We start from the raw sequence: 2,579 nt of genomic DNA, 5'->3' as shown, positions 1-2,579 counted from the left end.
AAAAAAGCCTACAGATGTAGGCTTTTATGAATAATTTTAATTACCCCACAATGTTTTTTTAGCGTTATGCCGCAGGATTAAACCTTCAAGTACGGTTCTAGCCGCTTTCTGATCTTCTTCATCAAAATCCAGCAGCGCTTCCAGTTGTAGCTTGAGCTCTTCGCTATATAAGCTGCTGCTGATTTATTTGCTCGTGCCCTTAGTGCGCCTACTCCACCGCAGAATACCAACCACCCCTGAAAAAATTTCCGGTAATCGCAGTTATCGGAACTTTTTAGCTACCCACCAGCTTTGCACTTACAACTAACGCCTGTTAATATAACCATAAATATGGTCTATTTAAGAGGCGTTGTATGAGGAGTGAGTTCATCAGTGACGTTATAGGTAAAGATGGTAACGTCCATACAGATCCCTTAGTTGCTGCGTTACACATTACGAAGGTAGAGCTTGCGCTTGCTACAGGGCTATCAGCTGATGCTGTGTCGAAGAAAAGCAGAGCACTAACGAGAAAGAGCCAAACCAGGCTTCGAGAGGTTATCGAAATCATCAATCGAATTCTCCCTTGGACTGACTCAGTGTATGCCGCATTTGCCTGGTATCGGTCTCAACCTTTACCCTCCTTTGGAGGCCTTACTGCTGAAGATTTGGTTAAACAAGGTAAAGCGGAAGCTGTGAGAAAGTACCTGAGCAGAATTGCAGAAGGGGGTTATGCTTGAAGTTGCCTATTATCAGCTTTAAGGGCAAGGTGTATCGAGCACATAACCCTCGCTGGTCATTTCTTCCTACATCAGGAGAAGGTGCTGCTCGCCATGGTGGTCGATTTAACCCTATAGGTATACCAACACTTTATACATCAGAGCGCTTTGAAACAGCGTGGTTAGAGGCCCAGCAAGGATTTCCTTATAAAACTCAACCACTGACACTTTGTACTTATCAAGCTGACTGTAAACGTGTTTTAGACCTCACACAGCCAGGCACCTTGTCAGCAATAGGTACCAGCTTTAATGAGTTGGCATCTCCTTGGGAATTGATAGTTGTTAATGGTGAAACACCACCTACCTGGGAATTAGCGAAAAAGCTCATCCAACATGATGTTGCAGGCATTCGTGTTCAAAGCTTTGCAAATAATGCGACAGCCCAAGACATTAACTGGGTCTTTTGGAGCTGGGAAAAAGAACCTAATACAGTTGTCGTCATCGACGATGAGTCTAGGTTACCCAAGAACCAAAAATCGTGGGATGAAAAATAGTTAATAAATAGGACTGGCTAAGTTCCAGCTATGACCAGAGTATGCATTAATAAAGATGAGGTTATACAACGCATGAACGATCCTTTAATTCTTTTAGATTCTGCAGCTAATATACTTAAGGAAGTTTACCTATGTTGTTGGCCTGTTTTTATATTATAGATGCTCTATGTCCCCTTAGCAGTTGTGCATAATCTAACTTTCATGGCTTCGCATATTCACTGAGGGAACACGTTTGTTCCCGTTTTTTAGACTAGACAGGTGTAGACCTACAATAAAGTCTCACACCTAAGTTAGGTGGTTTGTCACGCTAAAGGGCTTCAATTTACGTCGCTGGGCATGCCTCAAAGCTATAAATCTGTCTAAACAACCTCAAAAGACCAGATGATTCAGTACTGCAACAAAGCCCCGAAGGGACACGAAACAGTTGTTTCATAGCATTAAAAATACTGTTAATATATACAGTATACAGTTCCGGTGTTTGGTGTCCCCTTGGAAAATATGCTGAGCTTGAAAAGTCAAGTATGGCGACTGAGGGAACATATATACATTTAAAGTATTTAGTGTCGAGTAAGAATAAGATGGCTGAATTACACACAAACCTCTATATAAAGCATCATGATCAAGAGTTGAATGCTAAGTTAACTAAAGTTTTTAAAACGATAAATGATAAGCCCGAACCTAATTTCAAAAAAACCAAAGAAAACTTATTAAACGATGCTCTTGCTGTTTCACCTGATAATGCTAAGGAACTGGTTAAAAGTCTTTTAAAAAGCGTCAAGAAGGTGTATGGGTCTCCTTCGGGTTATTTAGTTGCTGAAAGTAGGCAGCAGATTGGAGATTATCATTCTTATCATTTTGTTCATGGAAGAAGTGGTATAGACATTATCAGAAAAATTATCTGGTTTTTAGGGAAACTTGCTCCAGGTATTGATGTTAGAGCATGCCTCGTTGGAGATGATGATCCGTGGGAAATATTCTACCGATTTGAAAATGGAGAGGTTGTAAACGAATATTACGAGCCTGACTATGATGAAGCCAAAGAAGATACATTACCTGAAGTTTATCAGTGGTGGCATGAAGGCTTACCATCAAGAATAAAGGATGGCTTCATCAATGAATGGAAAAATGAAAATAAATAGAGTTGTTTATTTCATCGTTGGGTAAAAGCTAGTATCTAGCGGAAGACCCCCTGATGATGGTACGCATACACGCGTACCTCTCTGTAAGTCTTGCTATACGTGGTTTTTATTGATGTAAGTATGCACCTTTTAAAAAGGTACAATTTAGGTAGTTAATGTCTCGATCTTGGGTGATTTCATTCCAACGGACC

At 40.5% G+C, this 2,579-nt stretch carries 3 protein-coding genes; all 3 read left to right on the top strand.

Features of this window, described 5'->3' with window-relative positions; translation table 11 throughout:
- The first annotated feature begins 353 nt into the window (after nucleotides 1-353).
- The 3 genes from KCG35_RS24545 to KCG35_RS24535 all read left to right on the top strand — a co-directional run bounded on the left by KCG35_RS24545 (nucleotide 354) and on the right by KCG35_RS24535 (nucleotide 2,388).
- Entirely contained in the window at nucleotides 354-716 is a 363-nt protein-coding gene (locus KCG35_RS24545) for an antitoxin Xre/MbcA/ParS toxin-binding domain-containing protein (RefSeq protein ID WP_215822488.1), read from the top strand.
- Nucleotides 713-1,249: an RES family NAD+ phosphorylase gene (locus tag KCG35_RS24540; protein ID WP_215822487.1), complete on the top strand. Its 537-nt coding sequence runs from the start codon at nucleotides 713-715 to the stop codon at nucleotides 1,247-1,249. The genes KCG35_RS24545 and KCG35_RS24540 overlap by 4 nt, the downstream gene beginning before the upstream one ends.
- Before the next feature lie 578 nt (nucleotides 1,250-1,827).
- A complete protein-coding gene (locus tag KCG35_RS24535) occupies nucleotides 1,828-2,388 on the top strand; it encodes a hypothetical protein (RefSeq protein WP_215822486.1) in 561 nt (186 codons plus the stop codon).
- Nucleotides 2,389-2,579 lie beyond the last annotated feature (191 nt).

It is taken from the genome of Zooshikella harenae (assembly GCF_018837975.1).
Lineage (GTDB): Bacteria > Pseudomonadota > Gammaproteobacteria > Pseudomonadales > Zooshikellaceae > Zooshikella > Zooshikella harenae.
This window is presented reverse-complemented; position numbering and strand designations above follow the sequence as displayed.